Source organism: Flagellimonas sp. CMM7 (genome assembly GCF_021390195.1).
Classification (GTDB): Bacteria; Bacteroidota; Bacteroidia; order Flavobacteriales; family Flavobacteriaceae; genus Flagellimonas.
In genome coordinates this window covers 3259472-3279769 of the sequence record NZ_CP090003.1, presented here as the reverse complement: position 1 = coordinate 3279769, position 20298 = coordinate 3259472, and the positions used below count along the sequence as shown (strand labels likewise).

Genomic DNA, 20298 nt, shown 5'->3' with positions numbered 1-20298 from the left:
GATGGATTAACAATTTTTAACAGCAACACAAGTAATACTTCTTATCTTGATGCTACTAAGCAATAAAACCAAGATGAAGATAGCAAGAATTACTTTTTTAATATCTGTTTTATTGGCCTCTGCTAGTTGCCAACCCAAAAACACTGCAATTAAACCCGTTCTTGCCCAGCAAGAGACCATAGAAAAAATTGAACTCACCGTTGAGGAGTTACAAAATTACGAGACCGCTTATTTTGCAAGTGGTTGTTTTTGGTGTGTAGAAGCCATTTTTGAAAGTGTAAAAGGGGTAAAAGAAGTTGTTTCTGGTTATTCTGGCGGAACTGAAGAAAACCCTACATATGAACAAGTGGCCTATGGTCGTACCAGACACGCAGAAGCTGTAGAAGTGTTTTATGACCCAGAAGTTATATCCTTCACCAAATTGGTACAGGTATTTTTTGGTTCTCACGATCCTACGTCCTTAAATAGACAAGGGCCTGATCGGGGAGCTCAATATCGTTCCATCGCTTTTTATAAAAATGAAGAGGAAAAGAAAGTTATAGTAGATTATGTAACACTTTTAGAGTCTAAAAGTGTGTATGATCGTCCTATAGTCACGCAGGTTAAGGAATTTGATGTTTTTTACAAAGCAGAAGATTATCATCAAGATTTTGAAAAGAGAAATCCAAATAACTCTTATATACGAAACGTTTCAATCCCCAGATATAATAGGTTTAAGGAAAATTTCAAATCCTATTTGAAAGAAGAATCGCATTAACAACTGTAAGAGGTTTTTTAAAATAGTTATCTTAGGGTCATGCAAAAATATATAAGCTTGGCCCTTTTTTTAGTGCTAATAGGCTGTTCTCCCAATCAAAAAGAAGACCATCAACTAATAGAAGTAAAAAAAGCTCAAAAAAGCCCAACTATTGATGGGCAAGCCCTTGATGCGTGTTGGGGCAATGCTGAATGGTTGGCCCTAGACCAACTTTGGCTTGGAAATGCCTATACCAATGATGACTTTAACGGTAGGTATAAGTTAAGTTGGGACGAGGACGCACTTTACCTTTTGGTTGAAATCACAGATGATGTCCTTTTAGACCAACATAAAGACCCATTAAAATTGTGGTGGGATGATGATTGCGTAGAAGTTTTTGTTGACGAAGACAACTCCGGAGGAGCACATCAGTTTACACATAATGCTTTTGCCTATCATGTAGCCATAGACGGAAATGTGGTTGATTTGGCTACAGATGAGAAACCAAAACTGTATAATGATCATGTAACGTCTAAACATGTTACAAACGACAAAACCACAACTTGGGAAATAGCCGTAAAACTTTTTTCTGATGATTATATGGATGAAAAAGAGAATACACCCAAAGGTTTATCAAAAAATAAAAAGATAGGGTTTGCCTTGGCTTATTGTGATAATGATTCCAGTAAGGAGAGAGAGAATTTTATTGGGTCTGTATTTGTTCCTGGAGAAGATAAGAATCAGGGGTGGATCAATGCAGATATTTTTGGGACATTAATACTTAAGTAAATCTTATTGCTTTAATACTACTTCACTGTATTTAGAATTGATTTTGATTGATTTACCTTCTTTGTTATTGATATGGTATCCTTTATGAATTATAGCGCCATAATGATTGGAAGACCCTATCGCCAGTATTTCTGGATATTTAAATTCCGAAGCTCTTTCAGTAACATATATTGAAAAAGGTGTTGAAGGAATTTTACAACTGACCTCTCCATTCTCCACAGAAATATCAACCTTAGAAAAACCATTGGCTATTGAATTAATGCTTAACTCTCCAAGATTATTGGTGACCACTACTTTCTCCTCCAACCTATCAATGATTATATTAGAAGAAATAGCATTCAATTTAAGCTCTTTCACTTCTTTTAAATTGACCAAATCTGAATAGTCGGTTTTTAATTTTCCCAAATTCCATTTCTGAACAATTACCGGTGAATAGGATGCTCTTATATCTGTTCTTTCACCATCAATGGTTGAAGCATGCAAGCTTGCGTATGACAAGCTTGCATTAATGTTTTTGGTGTTAGCAGCCAATTTTACTTCTCCGTGCCTAACGTTCATTTTCAGCTTAACAGACTTAGGCATCTTTATCTTAATGCTCTTTTTTACCTTATATTTTTTGTTCTCTCCATCCGAAGAAAAATAAAACGTATCGGAACCATTGCCATTTCTAATGGTAAAGACCCTTTCTGATCTAGCTTCCTCTCTTACCTCATTTCTTGCGGCCCTGAGTTCATTGCGTTGAGCTCTGGCATCATTGCGGGCAGCACGCGCTTCTTCACGCAATTCATTACGTTCTTCCAAAAGTTTCTGTCTTTGTTCTCGGCGCTTTTCATTTTGTATCTCTCTTTCTTCTGCCATTTGCTCCACCTCTTCACTCCATTCTTCAAAACGATTTTGGTATTCTTCATCAAAGTTTTTATCAAAATCTTTTTTCCATTCCTTAAGGTACTTTTTTCCATCTTTTTTGTACTTATCATAATCAAACTGAACAAAAGGCATTGGAGGCATTGGAGGCATTTCTGGAATTACAAATACTTCAGGTACTTCTGGAATCTCTGCCAGTTCTGGTAACTCAGGAATTCTTATGGTTTCAAAAAGTGGCTCAACAAATGATACATCTGGAACAACAATGTCCAAATCTCCAAAATCAAATGAATTTCCAAAATTCACTCCTGATGTTCTTACTGTAATTTCTTTACTGTTTCCAACAATTTTAATGGCGTCTTTCTTAAAATAAGACTCGGCCTCCTCATCTGTTGCTTCTTCTAGTTCAACTATGGCAATAACCTCTACTTGATTTTTATCCCAAGTCTCAAACTCAATATCAGCATGGCTGGTATCAATATTTAGTACCGCGTCCTTACTTACATTAAAGGTCTCCTTGTACGTTTTAGATTTTTCCTGACCATAGCAGACAACACTGGCCATGGTAAAAAGAAAAATATTAAACAATATTTGATGATTTCTGTTCATTTTTTGATGATTTTAATTGATTCAACTTCGTTTTTAATTTTTGTAATAGTTGTAGCCTCAACTGAAGATTTTTAACCAAGGCAGCAATAGTCTGGTCATTGGGTCCAATTTTATTGAGCTCTATATTCAGTTCATTGTATTCTTTATCAAGTTCCCCAAGCCTTTCCATATAGCCATCTATAACTACTTTATTGTCTCCAGTAAATTCCAGATCAGATAACTCTAAATTAATATTGGTAACATAGTAGCTTTCTATTTTCTTTAAATCTGGCGAAAGATCCCCCAGTGAAATAGTTTGTTGTTCATTTTTGGAAGTATTGTTTTCAACCACGGTTGGATTTAAATTTGAACCCACATTATCTATAGAGGAGAAATAGTAAATCCCCAAACCTAGTATCACCACCACAGAAGCTGCAATGGACAGCCAGAGAAAAGAACCTGACTTTTTCTCGGTTGGCATTTCCATTTCCAACTTAGACAAGAAACGATTTTCATATCCGTCCTTCATCTTGTGAACTGCTTGCTCACGTTCCTTCTCAAATAATTCTCTAAGATCCTGTGCCATAAGCTCTATCTTTAAGTGTTTCTTTTAATCGTGCTTTTCCACGTAACAATCTGGTTCTTGATGCTGTATCCGAAATTTCCAGTATTTGTGCAATTTCAGCATGATCATACCCTTCTAAAAGAAACAATTTCACTACATATTTATATTTGTCCGGTAATTCTTCAATTGCCGTTTTTACTTGTTCAATAGAGATTCCATCTTCTATGGTCCAATCTTCATCCTCCGCAAGATGTAAATACCCTTCATTCAATTCTTCCGTTTTTTGATGCTTTGACTTTAAAAAATCGATACTTCTATTCACTACAATTCTTTTTAACCAGGCCCCAAATGTTACCTCTCCCTTAAACTGACTTATTCGCTGAAATGCCTTGATAAAAGACTCTTGCACTACATCTTCTGCATCATCTGGGTTTTTTAAAAAACGCATCGCCACGCAGAACATACCGTCACAATATTGCTTATAAAGCTTTAATTGTGCCTTTCGGTCATTCGTTTTACATTGTTCTACCAGTTCAATTTGAAACATGGTCAGCAGTTATTTGGCGTTTTGGTTGTCTATGTTAAGGACGATGTAAAAAATGCATCGTTGCAAAGTAGCCCTCTTTTATGTGATTTTTAACAAAAAAATCCCGTTGAAGTCTCAACGGGATTATGTTGTGAAGCATTTTTACCTTGTTAACCGTCCATTACTAAATTTAAGTGAACAGTAATATTATCCCTTGTGGCCTTACTGTATGGGCAAATCTCATGTGCCGCATTTATCAAACTCTCACCGGTATTTTTATCTACTGTTGGCAAATAAGAATCCAATGTAGCTTCTAAGAAAGCGCCATCCTCTTCAGTATTAAAAGATATAGTTGCCGTTACATTAAAATCACCCAAATCATCAACATGGTGTTCTTTGGCCACAACCTGCAGTGCGCCAGCAAAGCAACTGGAATATGCTGCGGCAAAAAGTTCCTCTGGGTTGGTCGATTTGGTATTAGGTTTGCCTTTGGAATTGGGCATACTAATATCAAAATTCAATACTCCATCCTCACTTTGAACATGTCCCGACCTACCTCCTGTATTGGTAGCTTTACTTTCAAAAATAGTTTTCATCTGTAAGTCTCTTTAATTTTTAATTCTTTGAAACAATTGACCGTACAAAGCAAATTGCTCGATTCATTTTATAATTAACCAGAGAAGTTAACACTTGCAGGGGAATAGTACCTAATGTCTTTCTTTAAATTTGTGTGAAATACATCGTAAATATTGTTAATCCGGCAAAACAATAATCAGTTTACGCATTTTAACAACAACCAGCAATCCATAAAACAGCTGAAAACTTTATACCTTAGTAATGAATTCTTTGAACTTTATCCTTGGCAAGTAAAAAAGATATACCCACAAATACGGTTTCAAAAATAAAACAGCTTCGAAAGCAAGAAATATCAATCAAATCATTGGTTGATGGTATTTTTCATGGAGACAAGGCCATTCTTGCAAAGGCCATTACTCTTCTAGAGAGTTCTAAACCCGAACATTTTGAAAAGGCCAATGCTATAATTGAAAGATGTCTTTCTAAACCCAATAAAAGTATCCGGATTGGAATTACTGGAGTTCCCGGTGTAGGAAAGAGTTCCTTTATTGAGGTATTTGGAAAAACGCTTACCAATCTTGGTAAAAAAGTAGCTGTTTTAGCCGTTGATCCCACTAGTACCCTAACCAAAGGGAGTATTCTTGGGGACAAAACCAGAATGGAAACATTGGCAAAAGACCCCAGTGCCTTTATTAGACCTTCACCTTCGGGAGAATCTTTAGGTGGCGTTGCTAGAAAGACTCGAGAAAGTATTATTCTATGTGAAGCAGCTGGTTATGATATTATACTTGTAGAAACAGTAGGTGTTGGACAGAGTGAAACCGTGGTGCACAGTATGGTTGATTTTTTTCTTTTACTGAAGCTATCCGGTGCAGGTGATGAGTTGCAAGGTATTAAAAGAGGCATTATGGAGATGGCAGATTCCATTGCCATTAACAAAGCTGATGGTGATAATCTTAAAAAAGCAAAACTGGCGGAAACAGAGTTTTCAAGGGCATTGCACCTATACCCTCCAAAAGAAAATGGTTGGACCCCAAAGGTTATGAGCTGTTCATCAATCGAAAACAAAGGGATTTTTGAGATATGGGAAATGATAGTCGATTTTATTTCTAAGAATAGAGAAAATGGTCATTTTGAAAAAAACAGAAAAATCCAAAACAAGAATTGGTTTCTTCAAACTGTGGATGAACAACTAAAGCAATTCTTCCATCAAAAGAAATATTATAAAGAGATGAAGGAAAAAATGATACAGGCGGTTGAGCAAAACAAAATATCGCCTTTTTACGCTGCCAAAACACTACTGGACAACGTCACCAAGGAACTTAAATAAAAGAAGTAAATTTGCCCAGATCATAAGACAATACATGAGCATCGCCACCAACTCCCTCCTATCTATAGTAGTTCCTTTGTACAATGAAGAAGACAATGTGGTTTTATTGACCGAAAAAATCCATGAAAGTCTTGTAGGGTATTCATATCAAATAATTTACATAGATGATTTTTCTTCGGATAAAACCCGAAAAGTTGTCAAGGACATGGATGACAACAAAGTCCATCTTATTGAGTTGAAAAAAAATTACGGCCAAAGTTTGGCATTGGCAGCAGGAATTGATTATGCCGAAGGAGAATATATTATTACCATGGATGGTGACCTTCAGAACGATCCTTCTGATATTCCTCAAATGCTTGAATATGCTGTAAGTGAAGAATATGACCTAATAACTGGAATACGTCAAAAAAGAAAGGATTCCTTGGTTAAGAAAATACCTTCTAAGATTGCCAATTTCTTGGTAAGAAGAGTTACCAAATTAGACATTAAGGATAACGGCTGTGCATTAAAGGTTTTTACCAAAGACATTGCAAAAGGATTGAACCTTTATGGTGAAATGCATCGTTTTATAACTCTTCTGGCCCATTTGGAAGGAGCGCAGATAAAACAAGTGCCTGTAAAACATCATGCCAGACATGCAGGAGTTTCCAAATATGGATTAGAGCGCGTTTTTAAAGTAGTGGCAGACATGATGCTCTTACTTTTTATTAGAAAGTACTTTCAGAGACCTATTCACCTTTTTGGAATTTTTGGAGTATTATTGATTATTCTCGGATTCTTTATTAACATATACTTACTTATAGTAAAATTGGGCTTTGGTGAAGATATTGGCAGTAGACCTTTGCTAATTTTTGGAGTAATGTTTATTCTGGGAGGTATTCAACTTTTCACTATTGGTATTGTTATGGAGTTGCTCATTCGTACGTACTATGAATCTCAACAAAAAAGACCATATCGTGTCAAAAAAATTACAATAGGTGACGGAAAAGCTGCGTAAAAAGCTCATCACTGCATTAAAAATCATTGTTAGTGCAGCTTTGATTTATTTCATTTTCACCAAAATCAGTCTTGAAGATATTGTTAGTACTTTAAAGAAGAGCAATCCCCTCTATTTGGTTTTAGGGGTTTTACTTGTTGTTTTTTCTAAAGTAATGGCAGCATTTAGGCTCAACCTGTATTTTCATGAAATTGGTGTAAAGATTACCCAAATCAGTAATTTAAGACTATATCTGCTTGGCATGTTCTATAATCTTTTCTTGCCCGGCGGAATTGGCGGAGATGCTTACAAAGGTTATGTTATTCAAAAGGAATATAAATCAGGAACCAAAAAAGTAGTCTCAGTATTGTTGTTAGATCGCTTAAGTGGAATGTTATTGATTTTTATATATGCTTGCTTCTCGGCACTTTTAGTAAAAAGTAGTTTCTTTCAGGATTTTATATGGTTAATCGTATTTGCAATACCTCTTAGCATAGTTACATTCTGGTTCCTTCACAAAAGATTCTTTTCATACACTTTGCCCATTTTCTGGAAATCTGTCAGCTATTCAGCACTTGTTCAACTTTCCCAGCTTATTTGTATTCTTTGCATTTTAAAGTCGTTCTCCATTAACCTGGCCACTTTTGAGTACCTTTTTGTATTCTTAGTTTCTTCAATAATATCCGTGGTTCCTTTAACCATTGGTGGAATTGGAAGTAGAGAGGTTACTTTTTTATATGGTGCTGAATGGCTTGGACTGGATGCAAACACATCCATAAGTATCAGTTTTGTATTCTTTCTTATGACTGCTTTAATTTCCCTGTTTGGGATAATTTACCATTTTAAGAAGCCGAAATTGGAGGTAATATCTTAATCCAAGTGCACCAAATGCATTTTATTCAGTTTTTTGGCACGCGTATGTGGATTTAAAAATTTAATCTGTAAACGAGTAATGCGGAACTGGTCTACGGTTATCTGCTCATGCCAATGGAAATCTGAACCTAGAAGTTCCTGTAACTCTTGATCGGTAGCATAAACCCAAACATCACTTTTATCCATTAACTCAGTTTTGGAAATAATGTTTACCGGGTTTCGGTTATAAAAATCCAAGGCCCAAGTATGTCTTTCAGAAATCTTGTAAATGTTATCCACAGGAATATCATGTTCAGAAACTTTTTCTGCCATGGTGGAACCAGCCTGATACTTTAGCAAAGAAGGATAAAAATGTGTGTTCAGTACCCCGTTCAACAACAAAGAACTATACACTGATAAAGTGATGATACGCATATAATATTCTTCTCGCTTTAAACAAAAATAGGTTATGACTGCAAGTACGCCCAATAGGATTATGTAGCAGTGAATACGGTCAAACTTAAAAACATGAAAACACACCAATAGCGTAAAGATGAACACCAAACTGAGGACAAAGTATTGTACCCCTAGAATTCCTTTAATAATAGAATGCTTAGCGTGGCGATATAAACTGAACAGGTAAGATGCAGTTAATATGGAGTACAATGGTATTAGAATGTTTATATAATGTGGAAGCTTAAATTGAGCAAAGCTTATCAGGAAAAATATAATTGTAATGCCTCCCAAGGTTAAAAACTCAAATTGTGGTCTATATGCAAACCGCATTTTCCAAAATGTCTTTGCTCTTCGCCAATAGGCAATTAAAGCTAGGACAGTCCAAGGTAAAAAGACCCATAAAAAAGTATGAAAAAAGAAAAAGAAATCATTACTGTTCTTACCTACCCCCTCTCCACTCAATCTTTCAAAACTTTGTTCCCAAAAAATAAAAAAGATTCCACTGCGGTTGCTCTTTCCCCTAATAACTTTTTCTGGATGTAAATCAAATTGCACATAATATGCATAGAGCATAGGCGTTATGGTCAATCCAAAAACAAATAAAGCAATTAAGACTTTCCAATTTAACAAGCGTGTCCACTTACGCGTATACGCCAAATGACAAAGAATAGAAATACCAATAACGACCAAGGCAATCTGACCTTTAGTGGAAAAGGCTATACCTGCTCCAAAAGCGCCCAACATAATATTTTTGAGTGTATTTCTTTCAATATATAGAACAAGTTGCCAGATAGAAAAAATGGTAAAACCGGTAAGTACTGCATCTGTACGAACATCTATATTGGATAACACAATCGTTTGGGCCGTCATGAAGATCAGTGCAGAAAACTTACCAATATCCTTATTGTAAAGTAACTTCCCTAAACCATAACAGCTATATGCTCCTAAGAGAATCGCCAAAATTCCCGGTATCCTATAAGCCCAATCATGGATGCCAAAAATTTTGAAAGACAAGGCCGCCAACCAATAGTGCATATGGGGCTTGTCCAAATACTCTTCTGTACCTTTAATTAAACTGAAGAAATCATTTTCCTGAACCATTCTCATGGCCATTACTGCAAATTGAGCAGAATCATTCTCAAAAAGGGTTACGAACATCCCGGCAATATATACCAGAACTACAAGGGAAAGTAAAAACCAATATCTGGCTGAAGATATCATGTCCCAATTTTTTGGAATGCAAATATAGCCAACTTCGCAAATAACCATCCAAAAACAGCGCCAATTACAATTCCTGTAACAACATCTAAAGGAAAATGAACTCCTATGTATATTCTACTATAAGCGACAATGAAAGCCCATAAAATGAGAAGGTTACCAATGTATTTTACGTTTTTATAAAAAAGAATTGAAAAAAAGGTGGCAGGAGCAAAAGAATTGGCCGCATGCGCAGAAAAATAACTGAATTTTCCTCCACAATAACTCTTAACCAAACGCATGATGCCGCTTACCTCAGGATCATGACATGGCCTTAAACGACCAATACCATATTTAAAAAAATTAGACAATTGGTCTGTACAGGTAATCAATAAGGCTATGCTTACCAAAATCACGGCTGTCTTCTTTAATCCAAAATTCTTAAAGGATAAATAAAGTAATAGAAGATAAAGAGGAGCCGAATTTCTGGTCTTGGTCATAAACATCCAAAAACCATCCCATGTTTCTGTCCCTAAACCATTAAGGAACAAAAAAGCTTCTTTGTCAAATTGTATAAGTTGTTCAAGCATCTTTACGAGTCATATCTAGACACTTCTCTATCGTAAAAGGCGGTGGCCGCTTCTATTTGAATTTCTGCCTCTGCAGATAACTCTTCTTCATCTTCTTTTGAGAATTCTTCCAACCATTCTACTTCATCATTTTCTAGGTTGATAATAAAACGTGGATATTCTGTATGGACAATAAAAATTGAATTGGGATGATCCGTATTGTCTCCTAATAGAAATTTAGGTAATTCCATTTTATTTAAGTTGAATTCCAATAGTTGGAATTTAGTTTAACCTTTAATCAATTTATTAGTCAAATAGTTGAATCGAATATACAACATTACTGCTGATGCCGTTAGTCCCAACAAAAGACCCATCCAAATACCTGTGCTCTTAAATTCTGTAAACAATCCAAAATAATAACTGATTGGGAAACCAATCAACCAATAAGCAATAAACGTAATCAAGGTAGGAATCTTTACATCTTGAAGCCCTCTTAACGCTCCTAAAACCACTACTTGTATCCCATCAGAAATTTGAAAAAATGCAGAAACCAACAATAGTTTGGCCGCAATGATTATTACCTCTGTATTATCTACTTGGTTGACCACATCATCCACATCTAAATAAATGGTAGGCAACCAATATCTTCCAATAAGGAAGACTGTAGCAAACACTATTTCCAGTAAAAATGTTAGAAAAAAAATGGATTTTGCAATCCTTCTTAACTCTCTAAAATTTTGCAATCCTTTTTGGTTCCCTACCCGTACCATGGCAGCAACGCTCAAGCCCATACCCACCATAAAGGTCATACTACTCAGGTTAAGTGCAATCTGATTTGCTGCTTGGGCATTTTTTCCCAATACACCACTTAGCCAAATGGCCGCGGTGAAAATTGCCACTTCAAAAAACATTTGCAGTGCAGACGGAAAACCCAAACTGACTATTTTTTTGATGACCTTTTTTTCAATCAATCTAAAATTGAAGCCGGTCACATAAGTTTCAAACTTTTCTTTGCGCTTCAACAAGAACCAAATATACCCTACCATTATAAATCTGGAAGCCAGTGTACCTATAGCAGCTCCTACAATTCCCATTTTTGGGAATCCAAAAGAGCCAAAAATCAACAAGTAATTAATAACTATGTTCACCACATTTGCCAGAATCGTAGCATACATGGGGTATTTAGTTTGGGAAAGTCCTTCTGAAAATTGTTTGAATGCCTGAAATATAATAAGAGGAACCAAGGAAAAAGCAACTAACTCTAAATATGGGATGGCTAGTTCCACCACCTCAGGAGGTTGCTTCATATAATGCAAAAGTGGTTTGCAAAGCAGTATGATTCCAAAAAGCGAAAGTCCAAGCCCTGTGCATAGCACCAACCCATGTTTTAACGCGCTTTTTCCATCTGCTTTATTGCCTGCACCATCCGCCTCAGCAACTAAAGGAGTTATTGCCGTGGAAAATCCTATACCTAAAGACATGGCTATGAAAACAAAACTATTACCTAGGGAAACTGCTGCCAACTCTGCGGTACCTAGCTGACCAACCATAATATTGTCCGCAAAGGCAACAAATGTATGACCCAACATCCCTAAAATAACTGGGTAGGCCAGTTTTAGGTTATAGCGAAACTCTTTAAAATAACTTTGTAGCAACCGTACTTTAATTAAGTTGCCAAAGATACAGTTTACATTAACCCTTCTCGAACAGTTTTAGTGATTTTTAAAGCGATATTTATTCAAAAGAAGTGCTCAATATCTCGTTCATTACAGGGTAATCCTCGTCTAAGTCTCCATATCTTATACGCTCATCTTGTAAACTTTTTTTCATGGTCTCAATTATGGATGTATATTTTTCTTCATGAATGGCATTGTGCAGTTCTTTAGGATCTTCTTTAAGATCATAAAACTCCCATTCTGGTTTGGTCGTGTCCGTCGACGTTCCTTTTTTATCTAAACCCTGTCCATAGAATAATGCCAGTTTATAACGATCATCTCTAATACCAAAATGAGCAGGTCTATGCGGGTGGTGCAACCAATACCTGTAATACATTTGCTTTCGCCAATCCTTTGGTGTCTTACCCTCTAGAATATCTCTAAAGCTTCTCCCCTGCATATAATCAGGTTTTTCAAGCCCTGCATAATCCGCCAATAAAGGTGCAAAGTCAATATTTAGAATTATATCATCAATTCGCTGCCCTTTCTTTATTTTTTTAGGATATCTAATGACAAAAGGCATTCTAAGGGATTCTTCATAAATAAGTCTTTTATCAAAAAAACCATGCTCACCAAGAAAATACCCTTGATCCGCCGTATAAACTACTATGGTATTATCGGCTATTCCTTCTTCTTCCAAATAATCCAGTAATTTTCCAATGTTGTCATCTATGGCGGCACCACATCGCATAAAATCCTTGACCAGTTTTTGATAAATCTTTTTTCTTTTCTGTATACTGTCCAGTCCTTCCAAGGAATAAGGTAAACCTGGGTAATCTGTCCAAAATTTATCAGGATTTTTTGTTGCCTGTTCCCAGCGTGAGCCCAGTCTCTCCAAAATCTGTCCTCCAAAAGTTCTTCCTGTAGTTTCTTTACCAAAATCGAGTAATGATTCCGGTTCCGGTATTTTCATATCTTCATATAACCCGGCAAACCTTTCTGGATAATCAAATGGTTCATGGGTCGCTTTAAAATTGCAGAACATCAAAAAAGGTTGTGTGGTGTCACGCTTTTTGATGTGTGAAATAGTTAAATCAGTAATCACATCTGTTGAAAAACCTTTATGTTCTATGCCACCTGTTGCATCATATCCATCTACCCAATTCTCTTTGGTTTTCATAATTGGGTTCCAGTAAAGTCCTTGGCCCGGCAACACATTAAAATAATCAAAACCTTCAGGTTGCCCTACCAAGTGCCACTTGCCTATCACTGCTGTTTGGTATCCATTTTCGGAAAGGGACTTGGCAATATTGGGGTGACCTTTAGGCAAAGGTTCACTTAAAGTATAAACTTGATTTATATGACTGTATTGACCTGTTAGGATACTTCCCCTGCTTGGCGTACATATAGAATTGGTGCAAAAGGCATTGTTCAATACAGCTCCTTCACTGGCCAAACGTTTTAAGTTATCGTTCTTTACGTAATCTTCTAAAATACCTCCATAAAGGCCCCAAGCTTGAGAGGTATGGTCATCTGAAAGGATGAAGAGAATATTGGGTTTTTCAATTACTTCTTCTTCCTTTTTCGAATTGCATGATGAAACAACAGCAAGAATGAAGAATATCAAAAAACTTTTAAATGCACTTTCTATGTTCATATTCAATTCTTTAAACATATAAATCTATAGAAAATACGAGATACAGAATATCCATAAATGGAAAACTTATATTTTTTTGGCTTCCTCCCAAAAAATATCCATTTCTGCCAAAGTCATGTCTTTTAAAGATTTTCCGGCTTGTTTGGCTTTGCTTTCTAAATACTGAAATCTTTTGATAAATTTTTTATTGGTTCTTTCCAAAGCATTTTCCGGATTTACGTTCAAAAACCGTGCGTAATTGATCATGGAAAAAAGTACATCTCCAAACTCAGACTCTAATCTGTCCGGATTTCCTTGTTTGATTTCTACCTCCAATTCTGAGAGTTCTTCTTTTACCTTTTCAAAAACCTGCTCTGGATGCTCCCAATCAAACCCCACACCGGCAACTTTCTCTTGAATCCTATTTGCCTTCACCATTGAAGGCAAGCTATTGGGAACCCCTTCCAACACACTTTTTTTCCCTTCTTTAAGTTTGATGTTTTCCCAATTTTGTTTTACTTCCTCTTCATTTTCAACCTTTACATCTCCGTAAATATGAGGATGTCTGTTGATTAGTTTTTCGCAAATACCATTAGCTACATCTGCAATATCAAAATCTTTGGTTTCTGAGCCAATTTTGGCATAGAAAACAATATGCAACAACAAATCTCCGAGCTCCTTCTTAACCTCTTCCAAATCTTTTTCTAAAATCGCATCTCCCAACTCATACGTTTCTTCTATAGTCAAATGCCTAAGGGATTCCATAGTTTGTTTTTTATCCCATGGACATTGTGTACGCAACTCATCCATTATGTTCAGCAGTCTATCAATAGCCTTTAGCTGCTCAGCTCTTTCATTCATCTATAAAATTTTACCTAAAAATACAAAGACCGTATATTAGTGAGTGATAGATTTTGGCTTATTTTAGAAGACTATCAACACTTTTTAGAATCATGAAAGCTAACCTGTACTATCTTCTCATAATTTCACTTTACTTTGCATGCTTTAACAATTGTGTTATGGCTCAAGAAAAAAGTATAGAGGATAAAATAAATTCATTGTTACAACAGATGACCTTAGAGGAAAAAGTAGGTCAAATGAACCAATACAATGGGTTTTGGGATGTAACAGGTCCAGCTCCCAAAGGAGGTAATGCAGAAACCAAATATGAGCACCTTAAAAAAGGGCTTGTTGGTTCAATGTTGAATGTAGTAGGTACTGAAGAAGTAAGGAAATTGCAGAAACTTGTAGTTGAAGAGACCCGTTTGGGCATCCCTTTAATATTTGGATATGATGTTATACATGGATATAAAACCCTAGCCCCAATACCTTTAGCAGAAGCTGCAAGCTGGGATATGGAAGCCATTGAGAATTCTGCAAAAATAGCTGCTCAAGAAGCCTCTTCTGTAGGACTTAATTGGACTTTTGCTCCTATGGTGGATATTTCCAGAGACCCTCGTTGGGGCCGTGTTATGGAAGGTGGTGGGGAAGACACCTATTTAGGTGCAGAAATTGCCAAGGCCCGGGTTAAAGGTTTTCAAGGCGATGACCTTTCCAAGCCTAATACTCTTGCTGCCTGCGCCAAGCATTTTGCAGCCTATGGTTTTGCAGAAGCTGGTAAAGAGTATAATACCGCAGATATTGGCACTTCCACACTTTACAACACCGTGTTACCTCCATTTAAAGCTGCAGTGGATGCCGATGTTAAAACCTTAATGAATGGTTTCAATATTCTTAACGGAATTCCCGTTACCGGCAATAAAATGTTACAACGAGATATTTTGAAAGAAAAGTGGGGTTTTGATGGTTTTGTAATATCAGACTGGTCATCCGTTGGAGAAATGGTGCCTCATGGATTTGCGGAAGATTTGAAGCATGCTGCAGAAATTGGCGTCAAAGCTGGTTCTGATATGGACATGGAGTCTTCTGCATACGTATTACACCTGGCAGAAAATGTAAAAGAAGGTAAGGTGGATGAAAATTTAATAGATGATGCGGTAAGACGTATTCTAAGAGTGAAGTTTGAGTTGGGCCTTTTTGAAGATCCCTATAGGTATTGTAATGAAGAAAGAGAAAAAGATGAACTATATCATACAGATCATCAAGCTGCTGTTTTGGACATAGCACTAAAATCTATTGTACTTTTAAAAAACGACGAGAACCTTCTTCCTCTTAAAAAAGACCAGCAAAAAATAGCAGTTATTGGTCAATTGGCAGACGACAACAACAGTTCACTTGGAAGTTGGCGATTAGGCTCAGATGATAATACTGGAATTTCTGTCTTAGAAGGCCTAAAAAATCATTCCATAAACTTCTCTTATTCACAAGGACCGAAAGTATTTGAAGATGCCAATTTTTTAAACGAGGTAAAAGTAAATGAAACAGATACTTCTGGTATGCAAGAAGCCGTTGCTCTCGCCAAAGAATCCGATGTTGTTCTGATGGTTTTGGGAGAACATGGGTTCCAAAGTGGAGAGGGACGTAGTCGTACTAAACTGGATTTACCTGGTTTGCAATTAGATTTGTTGAAGGCAGTCCATGAAGTCAATAAGAATATCGTGCTAATACTAATGAATGGGCGTCCTCTGGCAATTAATTGGGAGGCAGAGAATATCCCTGCCATTTTGGAGACTTGGCAATTAGGTTCTCAAGCTGGGAATGCCATAGCCGAAACCTTACTTGGAAAGCATAACCCAAGTGGAAAACTACCAATGACCTTTCCAAGAAGCGTTGGTCAAGTACCTATTTATTATAATCATTTTAGCACAGGAAGACCCGACCCAGAATCTACAGTGTTCTGGACACATTATGGTGATGAAAAAAATGAGCCATTATTTCCTTTTGGCTATGGATTAAGTTATACCACATTCAAATACACCGATTTGGAAATTGACACAAACGATCAAAATAACATTAAGGTTTCCGCCACTGTCCAGAACACAGGAAAAGTAGTAGGAAAGGAAGTGGTACAACTTTATGTTCATGATAAAGTTGCTAGTGTAGTTAGGCCCGTGAAGGAATTGAAAGGTTTCCAAAAAATTAGTTTAGCTCCAGGAGCTTCTCAGAAAGTGACATTTGTTTTGACTAATAAAGAACTTGGTTTTTATAATCATGATTACGAGTTTGTGGTTGAACCGGGAACGTTTGGAGTTATGGTGGGAACAAACTCACAAGAGGGTTTAACCGACACATTTGTTTTAAAATAATAGGTCAGAAAATGATAAGGTATTTATTGCTTCTCTTTTTATCGGTATTGACTATAAACGCTCAAGAAAGTTTACCATTTGCCAATGAGGTGAAAGAAGTGCAACAAAAGACAGATTCTATTTGGGACGCTTCAAAAAACACCATTGTTTTTACAGGTAGTTCCAGTATTCGTCTTTGGAAAGATTTGCAGAAAAGATTTCCCGAACACCAAATTCTTAATACTGGTTTTGGAGGATCTCAATCTTCTGATTTAGAACATTATCTAAATGAATTGATTCTTAACTATACTCCAACCAAGGTCTTCATTTATGAAGGAGACAATGATATAAGTGCAAAAAGAAAACCGAAAGCTATTATTGGTACAATAGAGCGAATTTTGAAAGATCTACACCAAAAAAGACCAGAAATGGAAATAGTTCTTATCTCTGCAAAACCAAGTATTTCCAGATGGCATTTAAAGGGTAGGTACAAACGTTTAAACAAACAACTATCCAAATTGGCTTCAAACAGTGATGGTGTCCAATTTGCCGATGTATGGAATATCATGCTAAACAAAAGAAAACTAAAAACAGATCTTTTTATAGCGGACGGACTCCATATGAACGTCAAAGGGTATGATCTCTGGTATGAGGTCATTAAAAATTATATGAACAAAACCAATCCTTAAACATGTTATCTAGAACAGTGTTGATTTTTACCGCCATTCTCACCATGGCGGCCTGTCAAACCAAAAAAAAGGAAATTAATTTTCCAAAAACTGACCTTTCAAACACTGCTTTAATCCCAAAGCCGCTAAAAACAGTTTCAACAAACAGTGCATTTGGTTTATCTAAAAACACGGTCATTTACACGTCAAGTACAGATTCTAAATTTGAACAGGTCGGCCAATTTCTCTCAGAAAAAGTAAAATTGAAAACAAATTTGGATATTGCAATCAATACCAGCAATAGTGAAAACCCTGTAGACAGATTTATATACATCAACCAATCTGACAGCGTTGCACTAAAAACTCCAGAATCCTATCAATTATACATCAAAAAAGATTCTATTTTTTTGAATGCAAAAACTGCATCAGGTGCATTTAGAGGAATACAGACCTTAAGACAGCTTATTCCAGAAAAAAGCAACGACACCTTAACAGACCACCCGTTATGGTTGATTCCGACAGGGAAAATATTCGACGAACCAAAATTTGAATATAGAGGAGCCATGTTAGACGTTGCCAGACATTTTTTTACTGTTGATGAGGTGAAAAAGTATATGGATATACTCGCATATTACAAATACAACGTTTTGCATCTTCACCTTTCTGATGATCAAGGGTGGCGTATTGAAATAAAATCCTGGCCTAAGCTTACCCAAATTGGCGGTGCAACTGAAGTTGGTGGAGGCACTGGAGGTTATTACACACAAGATGACTATACGGAACTAGTGGAATATGCTGCCCAAAGACATATTACCATTATCCCCGAAATAGATATGCCCGGACATACCAATGCAGCTACTTTAAGCTACCCTTTTTTAAACGGAAATGGTAAAAAAGTAAAATCATATACAGGTACTCGCGTAGGTTTTAGCACTTTTGATGCAAGAAAAGATACGGTCTATTCATTTTTAGATGATGTTATTAGAGAGGTTGCCTCCCTATCTCCAGGACCTTATTTTCATGTTGGCGGTGATGAGAGCCATGTGACCAAAAAAAGAGATTACATCCATTTTGTAGAAAAGGTTGAAAAGATTGTCCAAAAACATGGTAAACAAATGATGGGCTGGAATGAGATTGCCCAAGGCAACATAAGCGCATCAACCGTTACACAACTATGGAATGAACCTCACAATGCTCTAAAAGCAGCCAAAAATGGTTCTAAAATAGTGTTGTCCCCTGGAGAAAAGACTTATTTGGACATGAAGTATGACTCATTATCCAAGTTTGGGTTAGATTGGGCAGGACTCATTCCTGTTGATGTTGCCTATAAATGGAATCCCGAAACATACGTTGAAGGCTTATCCATTGAGAGCATTTTAGGTATTGAAGCCCCTCTTTGGTCAGAAACTATTTCCAACAGTGAGGAACTGGAATATTTAGCCTTTCCAAGAGCAATTGGTTATGCTGAACTAGGTTGGTCAACTTCAGAAAATTGTAACTGGGAAGACTATAAAGCACGTCTTACCAAACAGGTTCCTTTTTTAAATCGAATGAATGTAAATTATTATCCGACCGATTTGGTGGATTGGGAATAGTGGCTATTCTTCCTCATCAGAGGAAACCAAAACCTCTTCATCATCTGAATCGGAAAAATCATTGATTTTATTTTCCGTTAGAATATTATACCATTGAATAATTTTCTTTATGTCACTGGTATATACTCTATCCTCATCATAATTGGGTAGAATTTCAAAGAAGTATTCCTCTAGTTGTATTTTTTCGACCTTGTGGCTAATGCTGGTTTTTTTACCACCTTCTTTTTCTTTTATCTTTTGAAAGACCTCTCTAAGCGGCACTTCTTCTTCTAGAGTGTAAATGGCTATTTCAGACAACACACTTACATTGCTTCTGATACCAACGGTCACACGCTTTCCATCCAATAGAGATTCTCCAACAAAACCGCTCCTTGTTTGGGTCAACAACTTAAAAAGTCCAGGTTTACCACCGATTGATAAAATCTTGTCCAGTACCATCTTTTCTATTTTATCCGCGCAAAATTATACTTTTATACCAAACACCGTTTTTTTTAACGTCCTTTTTTGATATTAGGGAATCGCATTTTGTAATCCACACTAATTTTACCTTTGGAAATTTTGTCCAATCTGCTTTTTAAAAGTCTTTTTTTTAACGAAGAAAGCTTGTCGGTAAAAAGAATTCCCTCAATATGGTCGTACTCATGCTGAATGACTCTTGCCAAAAGACCATCGTACGTTTCGGTATGTGGTTTAAAATCTTCGTCTAGATAACTTATGGTGATTTTCGGTTTACGTTTTACATCTTCCCTAACATCTGGAATACTTAAACAACCCTCATTAAAATCCCATTCGCTACCCGTTTCATCTTCAATTTTAGCATTAATGAATACCTTTTTAAAACCATTCAAGGCTTCTTGATCCTCTTTGCTCAATTCCTCATCATCAGAAAATGGTGTGGTATCAACTAAAAATAGACGGATGGGCAATCCAATCTGTGGAGCTGCTAAACCTACCCCATGGGCATTATACATGGTCTCCCACATATTTGTTATCAACTCTTCCAATTTGGGGTAATCCGTTGTAACATCCTTTCCAACTTTACGTAAAACAGGTTCTCCGTATGCAACTATGGGTAAAATCATAAAACTAAATTCTGTTAAGGTATGCCTGCAAAATTAGCGTAGCACTTATTTCATCAACAATAGCCTTGTTTTGTCGTTTTTTCTTTTTCATTCCGCTGTCCAACATGGATTGAAACGCCATTTTGGAAGTAAAGCGTTCATCTTGGCGCTCTATTTGGATTGTTGGAAACTTAGCCAACAACTTCTTTAGAAAAGCTTGAATCAATTCTTCGGATTCTGATGGCGTATTGTCCATTTGTTTTGGAAGCCCAACCACAAATTTTTCCACTGCTTCCTTTTCAAGGTAATCAGTAAGAAAAGCAATTAAATCCTTTGTTTCAACAGTGGTTAATCCAGAAGCAATTAATTGCAGTTCGTCCGTAATGGCTATTCCCGTTCTTACTTTTCCATAATCCAAAGCTAAAATTCTTGCCAAGTCTAAAATTTTGGCAAAAATAAACCTAAAAATGTTAT

The 20298-nt window shown here is 36.4% G+C and carries 21 protein-coding genes; 8 read left to right on the top strand and 13 right to left on the bottom strand.

All coding sequences use genetic code 11. The annotated features are described in order from the left end of the window. Positions 1 to 73: 73 nt before the first annotated feature. Positions 74 to 757: a peptide-methionine (S)-S-oxide reductase MsrA gene (gene msrA / locus LV704_RS14775; RefSeq protein WP_163423047.1), complete on the top strand. Its 684-nt coding sequence runs from the start codon at positions 74 to 76 to the stop codon at positions 755 to 757. A 39-nt stretch (positions 758 to 796) separates the two neighbouring features. Further along, positions 797 to 1525, top strand: a complete 729-nt coding sequence (locus LV704_RS14770) for a CBM9 family sugar-binding protein (RefSeq protein WP_163423046.1) — start codon at positions 797 to 799, stop codon at positions 1523 to 1525. Between the two features lie 3 nt (positions 1526 to 1528). On the opposite strand, the gene LV704_RS14765 is transcribed toward LV704_RS14770, so the two are convergent. The 4 genes from LV704_RS14765 to LV704_RS14750 form a co-directional block, all read right to left on the bottom strand. Next, on the bottom strand, positions 1529 to 2998 hold the full coding sequence (locus LV704_RS14765) for a hypothetical protein (protein ID WP_163423045.1): 1470 nt from the start codon (positions 2996 to 2998) through the stop codon (positions 1529 to 1531). Beyond that, positions 2970 to 3563, bottom strand: coding sequence for a hypothetical protein (locus LV704_RS14760; protein WP_163423044.1), 594 nt, complete (start codon positions 3561 to 3563; stop codon positions 2970 to 2972). The genes LV704_RS14765 and LV704_RS14760 overlap by 29 nt, the downstream gene beginning before the upstream one ends. Further along, positions 3547 to 4089: an RNA polymerase sigma factor gene (locus LV704_RS14755; protein WP_163423043.1), complete on the bottom strand. Its 543-nt coding sequence runs from the start codon at positions 4087 to 4089 to the stop codon at positions 3547 to 3549. Before LV704_RS14755 ends, LV704_RS14760 begins: the two co-directional genes overlap by 17 nt. 149 nt (positions 4090 to 4238) lie before the next feature. Then, positions 4239 to 4664: an Ohr family peroxiredoxin gene (locus tag LV704_RS14750; RefSeq protein ID WP_163423042.1), complete on the bottom strand. Its 426-nt coding sequence runs from the start codon at positions 4662 to 4664 to the stop codon at positions 4239 to 4241. Between the two features lie 263 nt (positions 4665 to 4927). On the opposite strand from LV704_RS14750, the gene meaB reads away from it, so the two are divergent. From meaB to LV704_RS14735, 3 genes are read left to right on the top strand one after another with little or no spacing between them, the layout of a single operon-like run. Further along, a complete protein-coding gene (meaB, locus tag LV704_RS14745; protein ID WP_163423041.1) occupies positions 4928 to 5974 on the top strand; it encodes a methylmalonyl Co-A mutase-associated GTPase MeaB in 1047 nt (348 codons plus the stop codon). A 34-nt stretch (positions 5975 to 6008) separates the two neighbouring features. After that, complete coding sequence (locus tag LV704_RS14740) at positions 6009 to 6971, top strand: glycosyltransferase family 2 protein (RefSeq protein ID WP_163423040.1); 963 nt, start codon at positions 6009 to 6011, stop codon at positions 6969 to 6971. Next, a complete protein-coding gene (locus tag LV704_RS14735) occupies positions 6952 to 7824 on the top strand; it encodes a lysylphosphatidylglycerol synthase transmembrane domain-containing protein (RefSeq protein WP_163423039.1) in 873 nt (290 codons plus the stop codon). Before LV704_RS14740 ends, LV704_RS14735 begins: the two co-directional genes overlap by 20 nt. Here LV704_RS14735 and LV704_RS14730 read toward each other — a convergent pair. From LV704_RS14730 to mazG, 6 genes are all read right to left on the bottom strand, one after another. Then, entirely contained in the window at positions 7821 to 9479 is a 1659-nt protein-coding gene (locus LV704_RS14730; protein ID WP_163423038.1) for a glycosyltransferase family 39 protein, read from the bottom strand. The two genes, LV704_RS14735 and LV704_RS14730, sit on opposite strands and share 4 nt — an antisense overlap. Next, entirely contained in the window at positions 9476 to 10045 is a 570-nt protein-coding gene (locus LV704_RS14725; protein WP_163423037.1) for a phosphatase PAP2 family protein, read from the bottom strand. Before LV704_RS14725 ends, LV704_RS14730 begins: the two co-directional genes overlap by 4 nt. 2 nt (positions 10046 to 10047) lie before the next feature. Beyond that, positions 10048 to 10275 (bottom strand): hypothetical protein, encoded by a 228-nt coding sequence (locus LV704_RS14720; protein ID WP_163423036.1) that lies wholly within the window; start codon positions 10273 to 10275, stop codon positions 10048 to 10050. A gap of 36 nt (positions 10276 to 10311) precedes the next feature. Continuing rightward, complete coding sequence (locus LV704_RS14715; RefSeq protein WP_163423035.1) at positions 10312 to 11679, bottom strand: MATE family efflux transporter; 1368 nt, start codon at positions 11677 to 11679, stop codon at positions 10312 to 10314. 79 nt (positions 11680 to 11758) lie between these two features. Beyond that, positions 11759 to 13336, bottom strand: a complete 1578-nt coding sequence (locus tag LV704_RS14710; protein WP_163423034.1) for a sulfatase — start codon at positions 13334 to 13336, stop codon at positions 11759 to 11761. A 66-nt stretch (positions 13337 to 13402) separates the two neighbouring features. Next, on the bottom strand, positions 13403 to 14176 hold the full coding sequence (gene mazG / locus LV704_RS14705) for a nucleoside triphosphate pyrophosphohydrolase (protein WP_163423033.1): 774 nt from the start codon (positions 14174 to 14176) through the stop codon (positions 13403 to 13405). A gap of 92 nt (positions 14177 to 14268) precedes the next feature. On the opposite strand from mazG, the gene bglX reads away from it, so the two are divergent. The 3 genes from bglX to LV704_RS14690 are packed head-to-tail and all read left to right on the top strand — an operon-like array spanning position 14269 to position 18763. Continuing rightward, positions 14269 to 16521, top strand: coding sequence for a beta-glucosidase BglX (gene bglX / locus LV704_RS14700; protein ID WP_163423032.1), 2253 nt, complete (start codon positions 14269 to 14271; stop codon positions 16519 to 16521). Between the two features lie 11 nt (positions 16522 to 16532). Next, a complete protein-coding gene (locus LV704_RS14695) occupies positions 16533 to 17189 on the top strand; it encodes a GDSL-type esterase/lipase family protein (RefSeq protein WP_163423031.1) in 657 nt (218 codons plus the stop codon). A 2-nt stretch (positions 17190 to 17191) separates the two neighbouring features. Further along, the gene (locus LV704_RS14690; RefSeq protein WP_163423030.1) at positions 17192 to 18763 is read left to right on the top strand and encodes a family 20 glycosylhydrolase; all 1572 of its coding nucleotides are present in this window, start codon (positions 17192 to 17194) and stop codon (positions 18761 to 18763) included. Between the two features lie 3 nt (positions 18764 to 18766). Here the strand turns inward: LV704_RS14690 and LV704_RS14685 are convergent, their stop codons facing one another. From LV704_RS14685 to ruvX, 3 genes are read right to left on the bottom strand one after another with little or no spacing between them, the layout of a single operon-like run. After that, complete coding sequence (locus LV704_RS14685) at positions 18767 to 19201, bottom strand: DUF5606 domain-containing protein (protein ID WP_163423029.1); 435 nt, start codon at positions 19199 to 19201, stop codon at positions 18767 to 18769. A gap of 53 nt (positions 19202 to 19254) precedes the next feature. Beyond that, on the bottom strand, positions 19255 to 19845 hold the full coding sequence (def, locus tag LV704_RS14680) for a peptide deformylase (RefSeq protein WP_163423028.1): 591 nt from the start codon (positions 19843 to 19845) through the stop codon (positions 19255 to 19257). Between the two features lie 4 nt (positions 19846 to 19849). Then, positions 19850 to 20260 (bottom strand): Holliday junction resolvase RuvX, encoded by a 411-nt coding sequence (gene ruvX, locus LV704_RS14675; RefSeq protein ID WP_163423027.1) that lies wholly within the window; start codon positions 20258 to 20260, stop codon positions 19850 to 19852. Between the last annotated feature and the right edge of the window lie 38 nt (positions 20261 to 20298).